An 18923-nucleotide genomic window follows, 5' to 3' on the forward strand; every position below is an offset into this window, starting at 1 on the left:
TTTTACGTGGAACCGCTAAGAGGCGCTTATACGTGGGCTCCGACCTGCGCTTTTCAGTTCTGCGGTACCGCGCATCCGTCCGGGCCGCAGGCCTCCGCCTCGGCGGAACCGTCCTGGATCAGCTTGAGCGGCGGCCGCTCGCCCCACGCCTGGGTCAGCGCCTGCGCGAAGACCTCGGCGGGCTGGGCACCGGAGACGCCGTACTTGCGGTCGAGGACGAAGAACGGCACGCCGTTCGCGCCCAGCTCGGCGGCCTCGCGCTCGTCGGCGCGCACGTCGTCGGCGTACGCGGCCGGGTCGGCGAGCACCCTGCGGGCGGCGTCGGCGTCGAGCCCGGCGGCGACGGCCAGCTCCACGAGCCGCTCGTCGTCGTCGAAGACGGTCCGCTCCTCGGCGAAGTTCGCCTTGTAGAGCAGGCCGATCAGCTCGTCCTGCCTGCCCTGCTCCTTGGCAAGGTGCAGCAGGCGGTGCATGTCGAAGGTGTTGCCGTGGTCGCGGTCCCGGGTGCGGTACTCCAGGCCCTCGGCGGCGGCCTGCGCGCCCAGGTTCTCCTCGCCGGCCTGCGCCTGCGCCTCGCTCATGCCGTACTTCTTGGTGAGCATCTTGATGACCGGCTGGATGTCGCCCTTCGCGCGGCCCGGGTCGAGCTCGAACGAACGGTGCACGACCTCGACCTCGTCGCGGTGCGGGAAGGCGTCGAGCGCCTTCTCGAAGCGGGCCTTGCCCACGTAGCACCAGGGGCAGGCGATGTCGCTCCAGATCTCGACGCGCATGTCTTCGGCTCTCTCCAGCTCGTACAGGTACGGGGTAAGGGGACACCCTCCAGGGACGTCGGTATGTGAACGTTCAAGCGGCGGGTTTCATTCCCCGGTCTCGGAGGCGGTCATTCCTCGGTCGCGGAGACGGTCATTCCCCGGTCACGGAGAAGCGCAGGTACAGGTGGTGGTCACCCTCGGCCGGCGGGTTCTCCGGGTCGGGGACCCAGCCCTGGCGGGCGTAGAAGGCCTGGGCGCGCCGGTTGTCGACGTGCACGTCCAGGACGGCGGTGCGCTTGCCGTCGGCCTGCCACTCCTCGACGCAGGCGGCGTGCAGCGCGGTGCCGATGCCGCCCCGCCAGCGGTCGGGGTCGACGTGGAACTGAAACAGCTTGACCGTTTCTGCCGGGGCGCCCTCGGGGGTTCGGAACGAGGCGATGCCCGTGATCCGGCCCTCGTCGACGACGCACAGCACATGCGCGTCCGGCCGCTCGATGACGCTCCGCCAGGCCGCGAGCCAGTCGGTGCCGTCCTGCGGGATCCCTTCCGGGTAGTACGTCGCCCGGGCCCGGGCATGCAGGGCGGCGATGGCCGCGGCTTCGGCGGGGAGCGCGGTCCTGATCACACGGCCCACTTGTTTCACACGGTCTTGGATCATGCAGCCGAGGACGCTCCCGAGGCGACCGCAGTTCCCAGACGGCTGAACTGGGTGCGGTACGCGCTCGGCGTGAGACCGGTGCGGCGGACCAGATGGCCGCGCAGCGAGTCGGCCGTGCCGAGACCACAGGCGCGGGCGACCTGGTCCATGGGGAGGGTGGTCGTCTCCAGGAGCTCCTTGGCACGCTCGATGCGCTGGTGGAGGAGCCACTGCAGGGGGCTGACCCCGCTCTCGGCGTGGAAGCGGCGAGTGAGCGTGCGCACGCTGACGCCCGCGTGCCGGGCGAGGTCGGTGAGTGTGAGCGGCTTGTCGAGGTTGCGCATGGCCCAGCCGCGGGTGTCGGCGCAGACCTCGCCGCGCTCGGGCGGCAGCGGAGTCTGGGTGAACTGGGTCTGACCGCCCGGCCGTACGGGGGCGACGAGGGCGAGCCGCGCCACCTGGTTGGCGGCCGCGGCGCCGTAGTCGGTCCGGATGATGTGCAGGCAGAGGTCGATCCCGGCGGCGTATCCGGACGAGGTCATGATCTGGCCGTCCTGCACGTACAGGACGTCTCCCTTGAGGTCGAGCGCCGGGTACCGCTTGCGCAGCTCGTCCGCGAGCTCCCAGTACGTGGTGGCGCTGCGCCCGTCGAGCAGTCCGGCCTCGGCCAGCACGAAGGCACCGCTGCAGATGGAGGCGATCCGCTTGCCCTCGGCGGCGGCCTCGCGGACGGCGGCCACGGTGGCCGGATCGGGCGTGTACCGCTGTCCGGTGCCGGCGACGAGCACGGTGTCCGCGTCGCGTACGGCGTCCAGGCCCCGCCCGACGTGCAGGTCGAGCCCGCCGGTGGTGGCGATCGGGCCCGGCTTCGGGGTGCAGACGACCAGTTCGTATCCCGGGCCGCTGTCCACCTCGACCTTCTCGAAGAGGAGCTCGGGGATCGCGAGGTTGAACATCGAGACGGGGGACGGGGCGATCACGGCGATGCGGTGGGGTTTCCCCTGCGCGGCGAGCATGGCCAGAACCTCCGGACGTATGGCATTCAGGCCACTACTGTACGCCGACGGAGATCCGCAGCATGGGGACATGTCAACGAAACCGGCTACCGAGACCCGTACCATCGACCGCCAACTTCCGTCGTCCGCGGCCCTGTTGAACACATCGCCCACCCTCACCCTCATCGCCGCCCTGCTCGGCTTCGCGCTGATCACGCTCGACGCGTCCGTGGTGAACGTGGCGCTCCCGTCGATCGGGGCGACGCTCGGGGGCGGAATGTCGGGGCTCCAGTGGGTGGTGGACGCCTACACGCTGGCGTTCGCGGCGCTGATGCTGTCCACCGGGGCCTTCTCGGACCGGGCCGGGGCGAGCCGGGCGTACGGGATCGGGATCACGGTGTTCACGCTGGCGTCGGTGGCGTGCGGCCTTGCGCCGAGTCTGCCGGTGCTGGTCGGCGCGCGTGCCGTGCAGGGCGTCGCGGCGGCCGTGGTGCTGCCGGCCTCGCTCGCGCTGGTGCGGCAGGCATACGCGGATGCCGCACAGCGGGCGCGGGCGGTGGCCCTGTGGGCCGCGGGCGGTTCGGTCGCGGTGGCGCTGGGCCCTGTCGCGGGCGGTGCGCTGACCACGGTGTGGGACTGGCGGGGGATCTTCTTCATCAACGTGCCGCTGGGCGCGGTGGCGCTCGCGCTGCTGGTACGGGCGCCACGCTCCGAGCGCCGTCCCGCGCCGCTGGACCTGCCCGGCCAGCTGACGGCGATCGTGGCGCTCACCGCTGTGACGTTCGCGGTCATCGAGGGCGGCGGGACGGGGCTTGCCGCACTGGCGGTGGCGGTCGTCGCGGCGCTGGGCTTCCTGCGGGTCGAGGCGCGGCAGACGCATCCCGTGGTGCCGCTCGGCCTGTTCCGCAGCCGGAGCGTGACCGTGGCGGTGGCCGCGGGCGCCGCCTGCAGCGTGGCGTTCTACGGAGTGGTGTTCCTGTTCTCCCTCTTCTTCCAGCAGGTCCAAGGCCGCTCCGCGCTGTACGCGGGTCTGATGTTCCTGCCGATGACCGGGCTGATCGCGGTCACGAACATCGCGGCAGGCAAGTTGGCGGGGCGCTTCGGGCCCCGCTTGCCGATGCTGCTCGGCCAGTCCCTGGCCGCGGTGGGGCTGCTGATCCTGCTCGACGTCGACTCGTCGACCCCGCCCGTTCTGGTGGCCCTGCTCCTGGTCCCCATGGCCCTGGGGTGTGCCCTGACGATTCCTCCGCTCACGGCCGCGATGATGGACGCGGTGCCCTCGGACCGGGCGGGGCTGGCGGCGGGTGTCCTCAACTCGGCCCGGCAGGTGGCGGGCGGGCTGGCCATCGCGGTCTTCGGTTCCCTGGTATCGGGTGACTTCGAGTCGGGGCTACGGGTGAGTCTCGCGCTGAGTGCGGTGCTTCTGGTGGTGACGGCGGGGGCGACGTGGGGGTTGCGGGCGGCTCGCTAGGGCGTTTCTTCGCCCCCTCCGCCCCTACCCGTCCCGACCAGCCTTCGGCTGCGGGTGCGTGGGGGTTGCTCGCGCAGTTCCCCGCGCCCCTTTTAGGGGCGCGGGGAACTGCGCAATCTTTTAAGCGGGGGTCTGGGGGCGGCAGCCCCCAGGGACGGGACGGGTAGGGGCGGAGGGGGCGATCAACTGCCGTCTCTCAAGTCCCGTGGCCAGTTCGGGCGGTACTCGATGTCGTCGTAGGTCACCACGCAGCCCTCGCCCATGGGCGACTGGGCCATGAAACCGACGAGAGCCGCCCCGGTCTCCTTCTCGTCGCCCAGCGTGAAGAGGCGCACGAAGGTCCAGCGCTCGCCGTCGCGCGAGGCGTGGAAGGCGAAGGCGCGACCCGTGCGGCTCACCCGGAGCCAGACGGAACTGCCGTCCACGGTGAAGGAGTTGGCGTCGTCGGAGTGCCCCCGGGTGACCACCGTGCAGACGGTGGGCACGTCCGGGGAGTACTCAAGGCACAGCTTCGCCCAGGCCCGCTCCCCCACATGGACGTAGAGGACCCCCGCGTCGAAGGAGGCCGCGAAGCCCACCGTGACCCGGGCGATCAGCTGGAAGTCCCCCTCGGGCGCGCCGAGCAGCCGGGGCGCGTCGGAGGCGGGGTCCAGGCCCTCACCGGTGGGCGGCACGAAGCGGTCCTGGCGGGGGCCGGCCCAGCCGGTGAGCACTCCGTCCTCATACGACCAATGGCCGTCGGGGCCGTAGGTACGGAGGGGGAAGGGGAGTTCGGGGAGTTCGACGTCCATCCGCTGAGTCTCTCAGGTCCACCCCCGCGCCCTGGAAGGGGCGCGGGGCAGTGACAGTTGCGGTTCCGCCGCTCGGGCGCGACAGGCCACGGACGGCCCGCGGCTCACGCACAACCGAAGGCCCAACGGCGCTGCGGAGCTACCGCTCCAGGAAACCGTTGAAACGACGCGGCGGAGGGCTATCGCTCCAGACGGCCGTTGAACCGACGCGGCAACCCCAGCGGATTGTCATCCCGCAGCTCCGCCGGCAACAGCGCCTCCGGCGCGTTCTGGTACGCCACCGGCCGCAGCCAGCGCTCGATGGCCGTACCGCCGACCGACGTCGAGGTCGAGGTCGTCGCCGGGTACGGACCGCCGTGGTGCTGGGCGGGGGCGACCGCGACACCCGTCGGCCAGCCGTTCACGAGGACGCGCCCCGCGAGCGGCGTCAGCTCGGCGAGGATCTCGGCGCCGCGGCCCTCGCCGGCGGCCTCCTCGGCGGAGAGCTGGACGGTCGCGGTGAGGTTGCCGGGAAGGCGGGAGAGGACCGCTCCGGCCTCGGACTCGTCCTCGTAGCGCGCGACCACGGTGAGCGGGCCGAAGCACTCCTCCAGGAGCAGGTCGTGCTCGCCCTCGGTGGTGAGCTTCTGCGCGGGCACGGTCAGGAAGCCGGGGCTCACGGTGTGCTCGCCGCCCGCGCCGGGGGTCACCGGGGACTCCACGTCGGGGAGTTCGGCACGCGCGGCGACACCGGCGATGAAGTTGTCCCGCATGCGGTGGTCGAGGAGGACACCGGCGTCCGTGTCGCTGACGGCATCCGTCAGGGACTTCACCAGGCGGTCGCCCGCCGCGCCCGCCGGCGCCAGCACCAGGCCCGGCTTCACGCAGAACTGGCCGACGCCCAGCGTCATCGAGCCCGCGAGCCCGGCACCGATCGCCTCGGCCCGCTCGGCGGCGGCGGCCTCGGTGATCACGACGGGGTTGAGGGAGCCCAGCTCGCCGTGGAAGGGGATCGGCACGGGCCGGGCGGCCGCCGCGTCGAAGAGGGCACGGCCGCCGCGTACCGAACCGGTGAACCCGGCGGCGGCGATCAGCGGGTGCCTGACCAGTTCGACGCCCGCCTCGAAGCCGTGGACGAGGCCGACGACGCCCTCGGGGATGTCGTGCCGGGCGGCGGCCCTGCGCAGTACGGCCGCGACCAGCTCCGACAGCGCCGGGTGGTCGGGGTGCGCCTTGACCACGACCGGGCACCCGGCGGCCAGCGCGCTCGCGGTGTCGCCGCCCGCGACGGAGAAGGCGAAGGGGAAGTTCGAGGCGGAGTAGACGGCGACGACGCCCAGCGGCACCTTGTAGCGGCGCAGGTCCGGGATCGGCGGGGTCGCGGTGTCGTCGGGGTGGTTGATCACGACGTCGAGGAAGGCGCCCTCGTCGACGATGTCCCCGAAGGCACGCAACTGATAGCAGGTGCGTGCGAGTTCGCCGGTGAGCCGGACCGGGCCGAGCGCGGTCTCCGCGTCGGCGGCCTCGACGAGCTGGTCCTTGGCGCCTTCGAGCAGGTCGGCGGCGGTGCGCAGGAACGCGGCGCGTACGGTGCGGTCGGCGAGCGCCGGGCGCGCGGCGTGCGCGGCGCGCACTGCCTCGTCCACCTCCTGGGCTGTGGCCTCCACCGCAACCTGTTCACGCTGCTTCCCGGTACGGGGGTCGACACTCCAGACTGGTGCTGCTGCCACCGCGGATCCCTCCAGATGTGTTGCCGCAGTTCTTCACCGCAGTTCTTATGTCACCCACCAGGGGCGTTCGATATACTGAACGCTGTCTCTGTTGGTGAATATGATGCGGAGACTATTTCCCGTCCAACGAAGGGGTCAAGGGCGATGTCGGCAGGCGAGACAGGCGGCGGGGCGCAGGTCAAGTCCGCGGTGCGGACCGTGGAATTGCTCGAATACTTCGCCGGCCGGCCCGGAATGCACTCCCTGGCCGCGGTCCAGGAGGCCGTTGGTTATCCCAAGTCCAGCCTGTACATGCTGCTGCGTACGCTCGTGGAGCTCGGCTGGGTCGAGACGGACGCGACGGGCACGCGGTACGGCATCGGCGTACGCGCGCTGCTGGTCGGCACGTCGTACATCGACGGCGACGAGGTGGTCGCGGCGGCCCGGCCCACGCTGGACCGGCTCTCCGACGACACGACGGAGACGATCCACCTGGCGCGCCTGGACGGCACGAACGTGGTCTACCTGGCCACCCGCCAGTCCCAGCACTACCTGCGCCCCTTCACCCGGGTGGGCCGCCGTCTCCCCGCGCACTCCACCTCCCTCGGCAAGGCCCTGCTCGCCACCCACACCGACGAGCAGGTCCGCAAGATGCTCCCCGAGACCCTCCCCGCGCTCACCGAGCACACGATCACCGACCGGGAGAAGCTCATCGAGGAGCTGCACCAGGTGCGGGAGCAGGGCTTCGCGGTGGACCGCGAGGAGAACACGCTGGGGCTGCGCTGCTTCGGCGTGGCGATCCCGTACCGCACGCCCGCCCGCGACGCGATCAGCTGCTCGGTCCCGGTGGCCCGTCTCACCCCCGCGCACGAACAGATGGTCAAGGACGCGCTGTTCGACGCGCGCGACCGGCTCACGCTCGCGACGCGGAGGCTCTGACGTGTCCCCCATGGATGTCGTCCTCCGCGAGGTGCACGACAGCGACCTGCCGGTCTTCTTCCGCCAGATGAACGACCCGGAAGCGCTCCGCATGGCCGCGTTCACCCCGCAGGACCCCGCCGACTGGACCGCCTTCGACGCCCACTGGCGTCGTATCCGCTCCTCGTCCGACGTCGTCGTCCGTACGGTCCTGATGGACGGCGACGTCCTCGGCAGCGCGTCGGTGTACGGCTCGCCGGGCGAGCGGGAGGTCACGTACTGGATCGACCGCGCGTACTGGGGCCGCGGCATCGCGACAGCGGCGTTGCGAGCCCTCCTGGAGCAGGTCCACGAACGCCCGCTGTACGCCCGCGCCGCCGCGGACAACACCGCCTCCCGCCGGGTCCTGGAGAAGTGCGGCTTCCGCGTAACCGCCCAGGCCAGCGGCTACGCCAACGCCCGCGGCGAGGAGATACCCGAGGTCGTACTCACTCTGGAGACCTGAGCACGACGTGGACCGGGCCCGACCCGGAGCCCATCCGGTACCGCCGCACAGCACCCTCGTGGTCGCGCGCCGTCGCGGCGGGGTGAGGGGGCAGCACCATCCGGTTGCGCCCCCTCGCCTCCTCGTTGGTTGGTCCGGCACCGCAGATGCCCGACCAACCGATCCGCCGTGACGGCGCTCAACCCCGGGTGCGCCTCGGCGGTGCCGACCCCCGCAAGTCAGACGCCCCCTCCCCCGTCCGGCGGAGGCGGATCGTCGCCGCGCAGGACGTGGGGGGAGGGCCCGCCACGGGAGCGTGGAGGCATGACGCAGACACTCGCCTCCGCTTCGGACACGACCCCCGCGGGTTCCGTGGGCAGCAGTCGGCTTCGCCGGATCCTCCGCGGCGTCGCCATCGTCTCGTGCGTGCCGTATCTGTCCCTCAAGGTCGCCTGGATCGCCGGGAGTCACCTCGGTGTCCCCGAGGGGAGCTCGCTGCTGAAGCACCGGACCGGCATGGCCGTGGCCAACGGCATCACCGTGCTGATGGACGGGGCCGTCATCGTGATCGCACTGCTGCTCACCCGGCCCTGGGGACTGCGGGTGCCCGCGTGGCTGCTGGCCCTGCCGATGTGGGTGGCCACCGGCCTGCTCGCGCCGATCATGACCGGCTTCCCTCTCCAGATCCTGGTGAAGGCACTCGGCGGGTCCGGGAACAAGGCCTTGGAGAGCGGTCGGGAACCGTTCCTGGACGAGTGGGTGTTCGGGGTCGTCTACACAGGTTTCATCCTGCAGGGCCTCGCCCTGGGCACCCTGTTCGTGCTGTACGCACGGGACCGCTGGGGGTACCTGTGGCGCGGGCGGGTGTGGGAGCTGCCGGTCAGCCGGGTGGGAGCGGCCCAGCGGGCGACGGCGGTCGCCGCGGCCGTGCTCGCGCTCTTCCCGCTCGTCACGCATCTGGTGTGGGCCTGCGGCGGCACGGCGGGGCTGAGCCCCGGCCGGGTCGCGGACCGGACCGGCGACTTCTACGTACTGGAGGCCATGGACGTCGTGTTCCTGGTGTCCGCCGTCGCCGGCGCGTGGATGCTCGCCTTCCGGCGCGGGCGTGCCCTGCCCGTGATGGCGCCCCTCGCCCTCGCCTGGATCGGCTCCGGGGCGGTGGCCTGCTGGGGCGGCTGGCTGTCGCTGGCGAGTCTCGGCGGCGTGGACGACATCGCCGAGCGCCCGACGGAGCTGATGAACCTCACCTACGCTGTGCACATGATCGTCGGCATGCTCGTGGTCATCCTCGGCGCGTACTTCTTCGCGGAGCGGACCGGCGCAGCCAGGCCGCCGCGGCGCATCACGTGAGGGAGTTCGCCCGGTTCCTGTTCGGACGGCGGGCGCGCCGGCGGTGGATCCATCTGATCCTCGGCGGCGCGCTCGCGATGCCGTACGTCCTCGTCGGTGAGGTCATCGTCGGACCAATCACCGACTCGCGTTACGTGTTCAACTCGCTCCCCCTGCAACTCATGTCCTTCGCCGTCGGGTTGCCGCTCGCTGCGATCACCGCGCTGTTCCCGCTGACCCGGCCGATGTCGGTGGCCGGGGTGCGCGCGCTGTGCGGGGTCGACGGCGATCGGCTCGCGGACGGGCCCCCGCACACCTGGGCGGCCCGTCGACGCGCCGTCGGCTGGTTCACGCTGCACCTCGGCTTCGGCGGGGTCATCAGCGGGATGTCGCTGGCCGTACCGCCCTTCGCGGCGGTTCTCATCGTGCTGCCGGTCGTCGCGGGGCTGCGGGACTCACGGCTCGGTCTGCCCGAAGTCCTCGACCACACCTGGGCGTTGGCGCTGTCGCCGGTCGCCGGTGCCGCGACGCTCATCGCGCTCGCGGCCTGCGCCGACGCCCTCGGAAACCTGCTGGCCCGCTGGGCGCTCGCGCTGCTCGGGCCCACGCCCGAGGACCGGCTCGCGGCGGCCGAACGCCGCGCCGCCGACCTCGCCGTACGCAACCGGCTCGCCCGGGAGCTGCACGACTCCGTCGGCCACGCCCTCAGCGTGGTCACCCTCCAGGCGAGCGCCGCCCGCCGTGTCCTCGACACCGACCCGGACTTCGTCCGCGAGGCCCTCGCCGCGATCGAGGACACCACACGGCGGACGGTGGGCGAACTGGACGCGGTACTGGGCGTGTTGCGGGAGGGCGGCGATCGCTCCACCGCTCCTGCCCCCACCCTCGCCGCCGACCTCGACGGCCTGCTGCACCGCACCCGCGCCGGCGGCCTCCGAGTGACCGCCACCGTCGAGGTGGACCCGGACACCCTGCACCCGCTCGTCTCCCGGGAGGCGTACCGCATCGTGCAGGAGGGCCTGAGCAACGCCCTCAAACACGCGGGCGCGCGAACACCGGTGACCCTGCGGATCGCGGGCGTCGGCGACGAACTGGAGATCACCACGGAGGACCCGAGCACCGCGACCGGCGTTCCCCGTCCGGGCGGCGGTCACGGGCTGCGTGGCATCGCCGACCGCGCCCGGTTGCTCGGCGGCACGTGCGAGGCGGGCCCGACGGACGGGGTGTGGCGCCTGACCGTACGACTGCCCCTCCAGAGAACCGAAGGAAGCTCATGATCAGCCCGCGCGGCCACTCCCTCCGCATCGTCCTCGCCGACGACGAACGCATGGTGCGCACCGCCCTGCGCGTGATCCTCGCCGCCGAGCCCGACCTGGAGGTCGTCGGCGAGGCGGCGACCGGTGCCGAGGCGGTGTCCGTCGTCCGGGAGCTCACACCGGACGTCGTCCTCATGGACGTGCGCATGCCCGAGATCGACGGCATCCGCGCCACCGAGCAGATCCTCGCGACGCTCCCCGATCCCCCGCGGATCATCGTCGTGACCACCTTCGAGAACGACGCCTACGTGTACGAGGCGCTGCGCGCCGGAGCCTCGGGGTTCCTGCTCAAACGGGCCGAAGCCGACGCGCTCGTGCAGGCCGTACGGCTGGTCGCGCGCAGCGACACGCTGCTGTTCCCGTCGGCGGTGCGGGCACTGGCCCGTGAGCACGCGCGGTCGCGGCCCGCCCCGCCGCCATGGGTGGCGAAGCTCACCGTGCGGGAGCGCGACGTACTGCGGCTGATGGCCGCGGGGCTCACGAACGCCGAGATCGCCGGGCGTATCGGGGTCGGCCCCGCGACGGTGAAGACCCACGTCGCGGCCGTCCTGGCGAAGACGGGCACCCGCGACCGCACCCAGGCGGTCATCGCCGCCTACGAAGCGGGCTTCATGAAGGACGGCGGCTGACCCCCTTCGAGGGAGGACGCACTTCATGAAGGACGCATGAGAAATCCGGGCGGAAGGGAACGATTCGCTCCTCCTCGCTCGTCCTTCTGAGCGGGATGAACAAGACGATCAGGCGTGCCGCCGTCTTCACTCTGCTGCTCGTGCTCTCCCTGCTGATCAGGGCGACCTGGGTGCAGTTCTACGACGGCAAGGCGCTCGCGGACAACAAGGACAACCGGCGGAACGCGATCTCGCTGTACGCGAACCCGCTCGGGAACATCATCGTGGCCGGCGACGCGATCACCGGTTCCGCGCAGACGAAGGGCAGCGACCTCAAGTACAAGCGCACGTACAAGGACGGCAGTCTGTATGCGGCGGTCACGGGCTACAGCTCACAGGTGTACGGGGCGACCCAGCTGGAGGGCGTCTACCAGGACCTGCTCGACGGCACGGACACCCAGCTGAAGAACCCGCTCAGCGTGATCACCAACAAGCGCGCCGACCCGGGTGACGTGATCACGACGATCGACCCCGATGTGCAGAAGGCGGCTTACAACGCCCTCGGTGACAAGAAGGGCGCCGCCGTCGCGATCGACCCGAAGACGGGCAAGATCCTCGCGGTCGTCTCCACACCGTCGTACGACCCCTCGCAGCTCAGCACCGGCAACTCCGCCGCCTGGAAGAAGCTGACGAAGGACGCGGACAAGCCGATGACGAACCGCGCACTGCGTCAGCCGCTGCCTCCGGGCTCGACGTTCAAGCTGGTCGTCGCCGCGGCCGCGCTGGAGGACGGGCTGTACTCGGACGTGGACACGAAGACGGACAGCCCGGACCCGTACACGCTGCCGGGCACGACCCGGGTGCTGTCGAACGAGAACCCGAACGCGCCCTGCGAGAACGCCACGATCCGCGTCGCGCTCCAGTACTCGTGCAACAACGTCTTCGCGAAGATGGCCGTCGACCTGGGCCAGGACAAGGTCAAGGCGATGGCCGAGAAGTTCGGCTTCAACGACAAGACGCAGGACGTGCCGGTGCGGGCGTACACCAGCGTCTACCCCTCGGACATGGACAAGTCCTCGACGGCGCTGACCGGCATCGGCCAGTTCGACGTGACCGCGACCCCGCTCCAGATGGCCATGGTGTCCGCTGCCATAGCCAACGACGGCAAGCTGGTCTCACCGCACATGGTGTCGCAGACCAGTGACGCCGACGGCAATGTGCTGAAGAACTACGACGACAGCACGGAGACCAAGGAGATCGTCAGCTCGTCCACGGCCCAGCAGCTCCAGTCGGCGATGCAGACGGTCATCAAGGACGGCACGGGCTCGAACGCCCAGATCTCCGGCGCGACCGTGGGTGGCAAGACCGGTACGGCCCAGCACGGCGAGAACAACAGCAAGACGCCGTACGCCTGGTTCACGTCGTACGCGAAGTCCGACTCCAACGGCAAGGAGGTCGCCGTGGCGGTCATGGTCGAACAGTCCGACGCGGCCCGCTCCGAGGTCAGCGGCAACGGCTTGGCGGCTCCTGTGGCCAAGGCGATGATGAAGGCAGCCCTGAAGAACTAGGGGCTTGCTCCCCCGCGCCCCGTTCTCAGGGGCGCGGGGCTGTGACATTGTGCGGCTCCGCCGCGTGGGCGCGACCAGCCACATACGGCCCGCAGCCGGCCAACCAGCGGCGGAAGCTCCTTACTTCACGTTGAAGAGCTGCTCGATCGGGTCGATCGCGAAGTACACCAGGAACAGCGCCGACGCCCCCCACAGCAGCCAGTGCACGTCCTTCGCCTTCCCCAACACCGTCTTGATCAGGACGTACGCCAGGAACCCGGCCCCGATCCCGTTGGTGATCGAGTACGTGAACGGCATCACCGCGATGGTCAGGAACGCCGGAATGGCGATCTCGTACTTGTCCCAGTCGATGTGCTTGACCTGGGTCATCATCAGGAAGCCCACCGCGACGAGCGCGGGCGCCGCGGCCTGCAGCGGGACGATCGTGAGCAGCGGAGTCAGGAAGAGGGCGAGCGCGAACAGGCCACCGGTGACCAGGTTCGCGAACCCCGTGCGCGCACCCTCGCCGACGCCCGCCGCCGACTCGATGTACGAGGTCGAGGAGGAGGCCGAGGCCGCGCCACCGGCGACCGCCGCGGCACCGTCGATGAGCAGCACCCGGCCGAGGTTGGGCACCCTGCCCTCCTCGTCGAGGAGGCCCGCCTCCGCGCTGATGCCGACGACCGTGCCCATGGTGTCGAAGAAGTCGGACAGGATCAGCGTGAAGACGAGCAGGACCACGGTGATCGCGCTGGTCTCGCCGAAGGAGCCGAACAGGCTGAAGTGACCGAGCAGTCCGAAGTCCGGCGAGGCCACCACGTCGTCGGGGACCTTCGGCGTGGTCAGGCCCCAGCTCTTGATGTCGGCGGCGGAGTTGATGATGATCGCCACGATCGTCATGGTGACGATGCTGATCAGGATCGCGCCCTTGACCTTGCGCGCGAGCAGCCCGATGGTCAGCAGAACTCCGAGGCAGAAGACGAGAATCGGCCAGCCGGCGAGCGCGCCCGTGCCGCCGAGCTGCACCGGCACCGTCGTGTTCGCGACGTCCGGGATACGGGTGACGAACCCGGCGTCGACGAAGCCGATGAAGGCGATGAACAGGCCGATGCCGACACTGATCGCCTGCTTCAACGGCTGCGGTATCGCGTGCATGACGGCTTCGCGCAGGCCCGTCACCACCAACACGCAGATGAGCAGGCCTTCGAGGACGATCAGGCCCATCGCGTCGTCCCAGCTCATCAGCGGGGCGATCTGAAAGGCGACGACCGCGTTGAGGCCGAGGCCCGCGGCGAGCGCGAGCGGGAGGTTGCCGCCGATACCCATGATGATCGTCATGACCGCGGCCACCAGGGCGGTGGCGGTGGTGAGTTGGACGGCGTCGAGCTGGTGGCCGAACTTGTCCTTGGCGCTGCCCAGGATGATCGGATTCAGGACAAGTATGTAGGCCATGGTGAAGAACGTGGCGAAGCCACCGCGTATCTCCCGGCCGAAGGTGGAGCCCCGGGCGGAGATCTTGAAGAACCGATCGACGCTGTTCCCCGTCGGTGGCGCGGCACTTGGCCGATCGGTCACCTTCTGCGTTTCGGACATGGCGATACTCCTCGTTACCTGCGTGCTCTGTGCGCGGATGCTGGCTGGATTGTTCCCGCGTTGAACCGGTTTCAGGTTTTCTCCGTGTTACGGAATCGAGTTCGGCCCGCCATACGACGTTCGAAGTCCTGTACGGAACGCTGGTACGCTCTCGCACCTCGCCCCACGTGATCACCATTCCTTCACAGGTGGCGCACAGGGGTGGTATACGCACGCACCCGTACCGGTGCCGAAAGCCACAGCGAGGAGAGGTCGCCCGTGGGCACTGTCGTCGACGACGCCGCCTCCGTGGAGTTCCACGCCTTCTTCGAACGGCACTATGCCGAACTGGCCCGACTGGCGAACCTGTTGACGGGCGAGCCGGACGCCGCCGACGATCTGGCGGCGGACGCGCTGCTCGCGCTGTGGCACCGCTGGGACCGGGTGCGCGCGGCGGACCACCCGGTGGCGTACGCGCGCGGTGTGGTCGCCAACCTCGCCCGCACCCGCATACGCAGCGCCGTGCGCGAGCGTCGGCGGATCACGCTCTTCTGGTCGCAGCGTGAGGACAAGACCGAGAACCCCGATATACCGGGCAAGATCGATGTCCAGGAAGCGCTGCGCAGACTGCCGTTCCGCAAGCGCGCGTGTGTCGTTCTACGGCACGCTTTCGACCTCTCGGAGAAGGACACGGCTCTCGCCCTCGGGGTTTCCGTGGGTACGGTGAAGAGCCAGACGTCGAAGGGCATGGCGGAATTGAAACGGCTTCTCGGCACCGACGAGGCACCGATGCGGGTGCACGCGGGAGTGCTGCCCACGGGCGGAGCCGGAGGTAGGGACCGATGAGGAAGGCGCAGGACGTGCACGACGAGCTGCGCGCCGGGCTGCGTGAGGCGGCCGAAGCGCACGAGCCCGACCGCGCGCGCATCCTGGCCCGGGTCGAGCGCGGGATGGCGGGAGGCAACGAGCGGCGGCCCGTGCGGCGCGCGGCGCGTCCGCCGCTGCTCGGCTGGGCCCGTGTCGTGGGCGCCACGGCCGCGGTCGCGAGCGTCCTCGCGGTGGGCGGCTACGCGGTCGCCTCGGCGGTGAAGGGCGACACTCCGGCGCAGCAGACCGTCGCGGTCTCGCCGACCCCCGATCCGTCGCCGGACGCGACGAGCCGGGCGCCGGTCGCCCCGGACCCCACCCACCGTTCCGGTACGCCGAAGCAGTCCGGGAAGCCGAGTCCGTCGCCCTCCGGTACCCCGACACCCGAGAACTCCACCACGGCCGGGCCGCCCGCCACGGGCAACGCGGACGGCCCGCTCTGGTCCGACGGCTCGGTCGACCCGCACAGCAACGAGTTCTGGGCGCAGAGCAATGTGACCCTGAAGCCGAGCAAGGAACTCGCCTCGCTCACCGTCGAGTTGAAGGTCAAGCAGACCGGCGGGGTCACCGACGCGGGCGCCTGGCGTTCGCTGCCCGAAGACGACTTCACCACGACGGTCGCGGAGAAGGACGGCTTCCTCGTCTACACCTGGGTGCTCAAGCCGGACCACAAGGTCTGGCCGGGCGAGTGGGTGTTCGCGGGCCAGTACGACCACGACCGCGGCGGCCGGGACGCGAAGGACGACAGCTACTCGGCGACGGCCACCACCACGGACGGCGAACAGTCCACCGTGACCGGGGACTTCGCGGCGCACGACACCGGTGACGGCGACTCGTAGCGATCGCCGGCAGGAGAACTCGTAGCGGACTTCCGTAGAGAAATCCGCGGACCCGGCAACCCTTTCCTCACCAGTGGCGACCAGGAGACGCAAAGGTCTCCTCACCACTCAAGGAACTCGGTCCATGACTGCACGAGTTGAACAGCGCGTACGCCACCGCCGCCGGGTCACCAGGCGGCGTGCCGTGATCGGCGGCGTGGCCGCTCTCGGCATCACCGGCGCGGCGATCGTCACCACGACGATGCTGTCCTCCGCCGGCGCGGCGTCGGCCTGGCCGACGGCCACGGGCAGCAAGGCCGTCCCGTCGACGATCTCGGTGTCCGGCACGTACGACGGCAAGCTGAAGAAGTTCTACGGCTCCGGCGACCTCGGCACGAGTGACCAGTCCGAGGACCAGGGCCCGATCTTCGAGCTCAAGGACGGCGCGGTCCTCAAGAACGTCATCATCGGTACCCCGGCCGCCGACGGTGTCCACTGCCTGGGCAGCTGCACGCTGCAGAACGTGTGGTGGCTGGACGTCGGCGAGGACGCGGCGAGCTTCAAGGGCAAGTCGTCGTCGGCCGTGTACAAGGTCTACGGCGGCGGCGCGAAGAACGCGGACGACAAGGTGCTGCAGTTCAACGGCGCGGGCAAGCTCGTCGTCAGCAAGTTCCAGGTCGAGAACTCCGGCAAGCTGGTGCGCTCCTGCGGCAACTGCAAGACGCAGTACAAGCGCACGGTCATCATCAACGACGTGGATGTCACCGCGCCCCTGAAGGCGATCGTCGGCATCAACTCCAACTACGGCGACACGGCCGCCCTGCGCAAGGTGCGCATCCACGGCGACAGCGGCAGGAAGATCAAGACCTGCGTCCGCTTCCAGGGCAACAACACCGGCAAGGAGCCCACTGAGATGGGCACCGGCCCGGACGGCACGTCCTGCAAGTTCACGGCGTCCGACATCAGCTACGAGTGACGGAATCCCCTTGAGCATGCACGGAAAACGCCTCACGCGCCGACGTGTGCTCGGGGCCTCGGCGATCGGCGTCGCCGCCACCGGCGTCGCCGGGGGCACCGGCCTCCTGTCGTCCGCCTCGGCCGCGGCCTTCGGCTACACGGACGACGGCTCCAACTATGTGCGGCTCGGCGACTGGGACGGCACACCCGGCGAGTTCAAGAACGCCGAGCTGATGACGTACGCGCATCCCTCCGACGCCCGCGCGGCGAAGTGGACCGGGAACGTGACCATCGGCAGCGGCGGCGAGGCCGCGTCCTTCCCGGCCTACATCTGGAAGGACGTCAACGACGGCATCCTCGTCTACTTCAAGCTGACCGCGGCGCAGGCCGCCGCCGCGCACACCCTGCGCATCGGGGTGACGGACGCGTTCCTCAACGGGCGTCCGCGGGTGACGGTCAACGACTGGGTCTCGGCCATCCCTTCGGCGCCCACGCAGCCCTCGACGCGCTCGCTCACCACGGGTTCGTACCGGGGAGTGAACCACTTGTTCGCTTTTGACGTCCCTAGCAGTGCGTGGAAGTCGGACGCCTCGCAGGACAACGTGCTGAAACTCAACATCGTCAGTGGTTCGACCGGCTCGGCATACCTCAGCCCGGGCACGTCGTTCGACTGCATTGACCTGCTGGCCTGAGCCCCCCTCGGTCAGCAGAGGAACGCCCCCGCCGGTGACGACCGGCGGGGGCGTTCATTCATACGCGCCGGGTCAGTTCATGGTCGAGCCGATGGTCGTGGAGCCCGTGGTCAGGAACGTCGTCGAGGGCAGCGAGCCGCTCGACGGGCGAGCCCCGTACGCGGTCGTCGCGTCCGTCGACTTGAAGGACGGCGTGGAGACACCGCTGTCCCAGTTGTTGGACGCGGAGACGGTGGACGAGCCGAGCTTGTCCAGGCCGCCCTTGTTGCTCACCGCGAGATTCCTGGCGAGCCGCGCCTTCCCCGTGGCGAAGTAGAAGCCGGCCTCGGTATTGGCGTACGCGGTGTTGCGGTTGAGCACGATCGCCCCGGTGTTGGAGTTCTCGGTGAAGCCGTTCAGCGTGTTGTCCCAGGCGGCGTTGTTGTTCACGACGTGCGCGACCGCGACACCTCCGCCGCCCAGCTTGAACCCGTTGCCGTTGCCCTCGAAGGCCGAGTCGTTCCAGCGGTTCTTGCCGTTGCCGAAGGCCCAGGAGTGCTCGATGGTGACGGGCGAGGAGAACTGCCACAGGTCGAGGCCGTCGTCCGAGTTGCTGTAGAGGCGGGCTCCGGTGACCTTGTTGCCGGTGCCCGAGCCGAACTTGATCGCGATGCCGTCGGCGTTCTGGCCGTGGCCCGCCGCGTCGTAGTTGCCGTAGCTGTCCAGGTTCTGCACGAGGTTGTTCGTCGTGTCGTCACCTCGCAGGGTGAAGCCGGAATCGCCGTTGTTCGCGGTGACCAGGTTCTTGAAGACGCCGCCGACGGAGGAGGTGGCGACGAAGCCCTGGGCGGGCGAGTTCTGCCAGGTGATGTTCTGGACGGTCCAGTAGTCGCCGTAGATCCCGGCCAGCCAGGAACCGGCGGCGAGCTTGGAGCCGTCGATCTTCACCTTCTCGCTGCCGTACGCGGTGAGCGTGATGCGCGTAGAACTGGTGCCGTTGGCCGTGGACTTGAGCGTGGCCGTCGGGTAGTACGTGCCGCCGCGCACCTGGATGGTCGTACCGGCGGCGGCGCCCGCGACAGCCGACTCCAGCTGGGCGGTGGTGGAGACGGTGACCGTGGTGGCGGCGGCCTGGGCCGAGCCGTTGCCCGAGAGGCCGAGGTAGACGCCACCCGCCCCCGCGGCGACGGCCACCGCGGCGGCGATCGAGAGCGTGCGGGTCCTGCGATGGCGTCCGATGCTCTGACGCACGGGGCGTTCCTTTCCTAGGGAAATGGGGCTGCCGCTCCTGGGGAATCGGAGCTGCCGCGAAGCGGGCCGGAGGGGCCGCCCCGGCCCGCTTCTGCTCTCTGGTCGCCGCCGCGGCCAAAAGGGTTGCCGAGGGCCCTGCGAAAGCGATCGAAATTTTTCGCCACCCTCACCCCGCTCGCATCGATTGACGCACCGTTCCCAACTGGTGACACTCCGAGGGCAGTTCGATCAACAGAATCCATCAGACT

17 protein-coding genes and 1 pseudogene are annotated in these 18923 nt (G+C 70.2%); 11 read left to right on the plus strand and 7 right to left on the minus strand.

Annotated features, from left to right (window positions below; all coding sequences use genetic code 11):
• Positions 1–53: 53 nt before the first annotated feature.
• The 3 genes from AB5J53_RS12450 to AB5J53_RS12460 all read right to left on the minus strand — a co-directional run bounded on the left by AB5J53_RS12450 (position 54) and on the right by AB5J53_RS12460 (position 2408).
• Positions 54–773 carry a DsbA family oxidoreductase gene (locus tag AB5J53_RS12450; RefSeq protein ID WP_369245689.1) on the minus strand — a complete coding sequence of 240 codons (720 nt, stop codon included), beginning with the start codon at positions 771–773 and terminating at the stop codon, positions 54–56.
• Between the two features lie 133 nt (positions 774–906).
• The gene (locus AB5J53_RS12455; protein WP_369245690.1) at positions 907–1413 is read right to left on the minus strand and encodes an N-acetyltransferase family protein; all 507 of its coding nucleotides are present in this window, start codon (positions 1411–1413) and stop codon (positions 907–909) included.
• Positions 1410–2408: a GlxA family transcriptional regulator gene (locus tag AB5J53_RS12460; protein ID WP_369245691.1), complete on the minus strand. Its 999-nt coding sequence runs from the start codon at positions 2406–2408 to the stop codon at positions 1410–1412. The genes AB5J53_RS12455 and AB5J53_RS12460 overlap by 4 nt, the downstream gene beginning before the upstream one ends.
• Positions 2409–2478: 70 nt before the next feature.
• On the opposite strand from AB5J53_RS12460, the gene AB5J53_RS12465 reads away from it, so the two are divergent.
• Positions 2479–3858 (plus strand): MFS transporter, encoded by a 1380-nt coding sequence (locus tag AB5J53_RS12465; protein WP_369245692.1) that lies wholly within the window; start codon positions 2479–2481, stop codon positions 3856–3858.
• A 182-nt stretch (positions 3859–4040) separates the two neighbouring features.
• On the opposite strand, the gene AB5J53_RS12470 is transcribed toward AB5J53_RS12465, so the two are convergent.
• Together AB5J53_RS12470 and AB5J53_RS12475 are read right to left on the minus strand one after the other, a co-directional pair.
• Positions 4041–4649, minus strand: coding sequence for a DUF1349 domain-containing protein (locus tag AB5J53_RS12470; protein WP_369245693.1), 609 nt, complete (start codon positions 4647–4649; stop codon positions 4041–4043).
• Positions 4650–4828: 179 nt separating this feature from the next.
• A complete protein-coding gene (locus tag AB5J53_RS12475) occupies positions 4829–6358 on the minus strand; it encodes an aldehyde dehydrogenase (NADP(+)) (protein WP_369245694.1) in 1530 nt (509 codons plus the stop codon).
• A 144-nt stretch (positions 6359–6502) separates the two neighbouring features.
• Between AB5J53_RS12475 and AB5J53_RS12480 the strand changes: the two genes are divergently transcribed.
• From AB5J53_RS12480 to AB5J53_RS12505, 6 genes are all read left to right on the plus strand, one after another.
• Positions 6503–7276, plus strand: coding sequence for an IclR family transcriptional regulator (locus AB5J53_RS12480; RefSeq protein ID WP_028803360.1), 774 nt, complete (start codon positions 6503–6505; stop codon positions 7274–7276).
• 10 nt (positions 7277–7286) lie between these two features.
• Positions 7287–7760, plus strand: coding sequence for a GNAT family N-acetyltransferase (locus tag AB5J53_RS12485; protein ID WP_369252191.1), 474 nt, complete (start codon positions 7287–7289; stop codon positions 7758–7760).
• 303 nt (positions 7761–8063) lie between these two features.
• Entirely contained in the window at positions 8064–9089 is a 1026-nt protein-coding gene (locus AB5J53_RS12490) for a hypothetical protein (RefSeq protein WP_369245695.1), read from the plus strand.
• Positions 9086–10345 carry a sensor histidine kinase gene (locus tag AB5J53_RS12495; RefSeq protein WP_369245696.1) on the plus strand — a complete coding sequence of 420 codons (1260 nt, stop codon included), beginning with the start codon at positions 9086–9088 and terminating at the stop codon, positions 10343–10345. Before AB5J53_RS12490 ends, AB5J53_RS12495 begins: the two co-directional genes overlap by 4 nt.
• Positions 10342–11013 (plus strand): response regulator, encoded by a 672-nt coding sequence (locus tag AB5J53_RS12500; protein WP_369245697.1) that lies wholly within the window; start codon positions 10342–10344, stop codon positions 11011–11013. The genes AB5J53_RS12495 and AB5J53_RS12500 overlap by 4 nt, the downstream gene beginning before the upstream one ends.
• A 95-nt stretch (positions 11014–11108) precedes the next feature.
• Entirely contained in the window at positions 11109–12560 is a 1452-nt protein-coding gene (locus tag AB5J53_RS12505) for a peptidoglycan D,D-transpeptidase FtsI family protein (protein WP_369245698.1), read from the plus strand.
• A gap of 120 nt (positions 12561–12680) precedes the next feature.
• On the opposite strand, the gene AB5J53_RS12510 is transcribed toward AB5J53_RS12505, so the two are convergent.
• Complete coding sequence (locus tag AB5J53_RS12510) at positions 12681–14132, minus strand: NCS2 family permease (protein ID WP_369245699.1); 1452 nt, start codon at positions 14130–14132, stop codon at positions 12681–12683.
• Positions 14133–14390: 258 nt separating this feature from the next.
• Here AB5J53_RS12510 and AB5J53_RS12515 point away from each other — a divergent pair, with 258 nt between their 5' ends.
• The 4 genes and pseudogenes from AB5J53_RS12515 to AB5J53_RS12530 all read left to right on the plus strand — a co-directional run.
• The gene (locus AB5J53_RS12515) at positions 14391–14957 is read left to right on the plus strand and encodes a SigE family RNA polymerase sigma factor (protein WP_369245700.1); all 567 of its coding nucleotides are present in this window, start codon (positions 14391–14393) and stop codon (positions 14955–14957) included.
• Positions 14954–15817: a hypothetical protein gene (locus AB5J53_RS12520; protein ID WP_369245701.1), complete on the plus strand. Its 864-nt coding sequence runs from the start codon at positions 14954–14956 to the stop codon at positions 15815–15817. Before AB5J53_RS12515 ends, AB5J53_RS12520 begins: the two co-directional genes overlap by 4 nt.
• 124 nt (positions 15818–15941) lie before the next feature.
• On the plus strand, positions 15942–16772 hold the full coding sequence (locus tag AB5J53_RS12525; protein WP_369245702.1) for a pectate lyase: 831 nt from the start codon (positions 15942–15944) through the stop codon (positions 16770–16772).
• A 163-nt stretch (positions 16773–16935) separates the two neighbouring features.
• Positions 16936–17445 (plus strand): annotated as a pseudogene (locus AB5J53_RS12530) (polysaccharide lyase family protein); the annotation flags it as partial.
• Between the two features lie 72 nt (positions 17446–17517).
• On the opposite strand, the gene AB5J53_RS12535 reads toward AB5J53_RS12530, so the two are convergent.
• On the minus strand, positions 17518–18675 hold the full coding sequence (locus AB5J53_RS12535) for a right-handed parallel beta-helix repeat-containing protein (protein WP_369245703.1): 1158 nt from the start codon (positions 18673–18675) through the stop codon (positions 17518–17520).
• Positions 18676–18923: the final 248 nt, after the last annotated feature.

The sequence above is a fragment of the Streptomyces sp. R41 genome (genome assembly GCF_041053055.1).
In the GTDB taxonomy this organism is placed as follows: Bacteria; Actinomycetota; Actinomycetes; order Streptomycetales; family Streptomycetaceae; genus Streptomyces.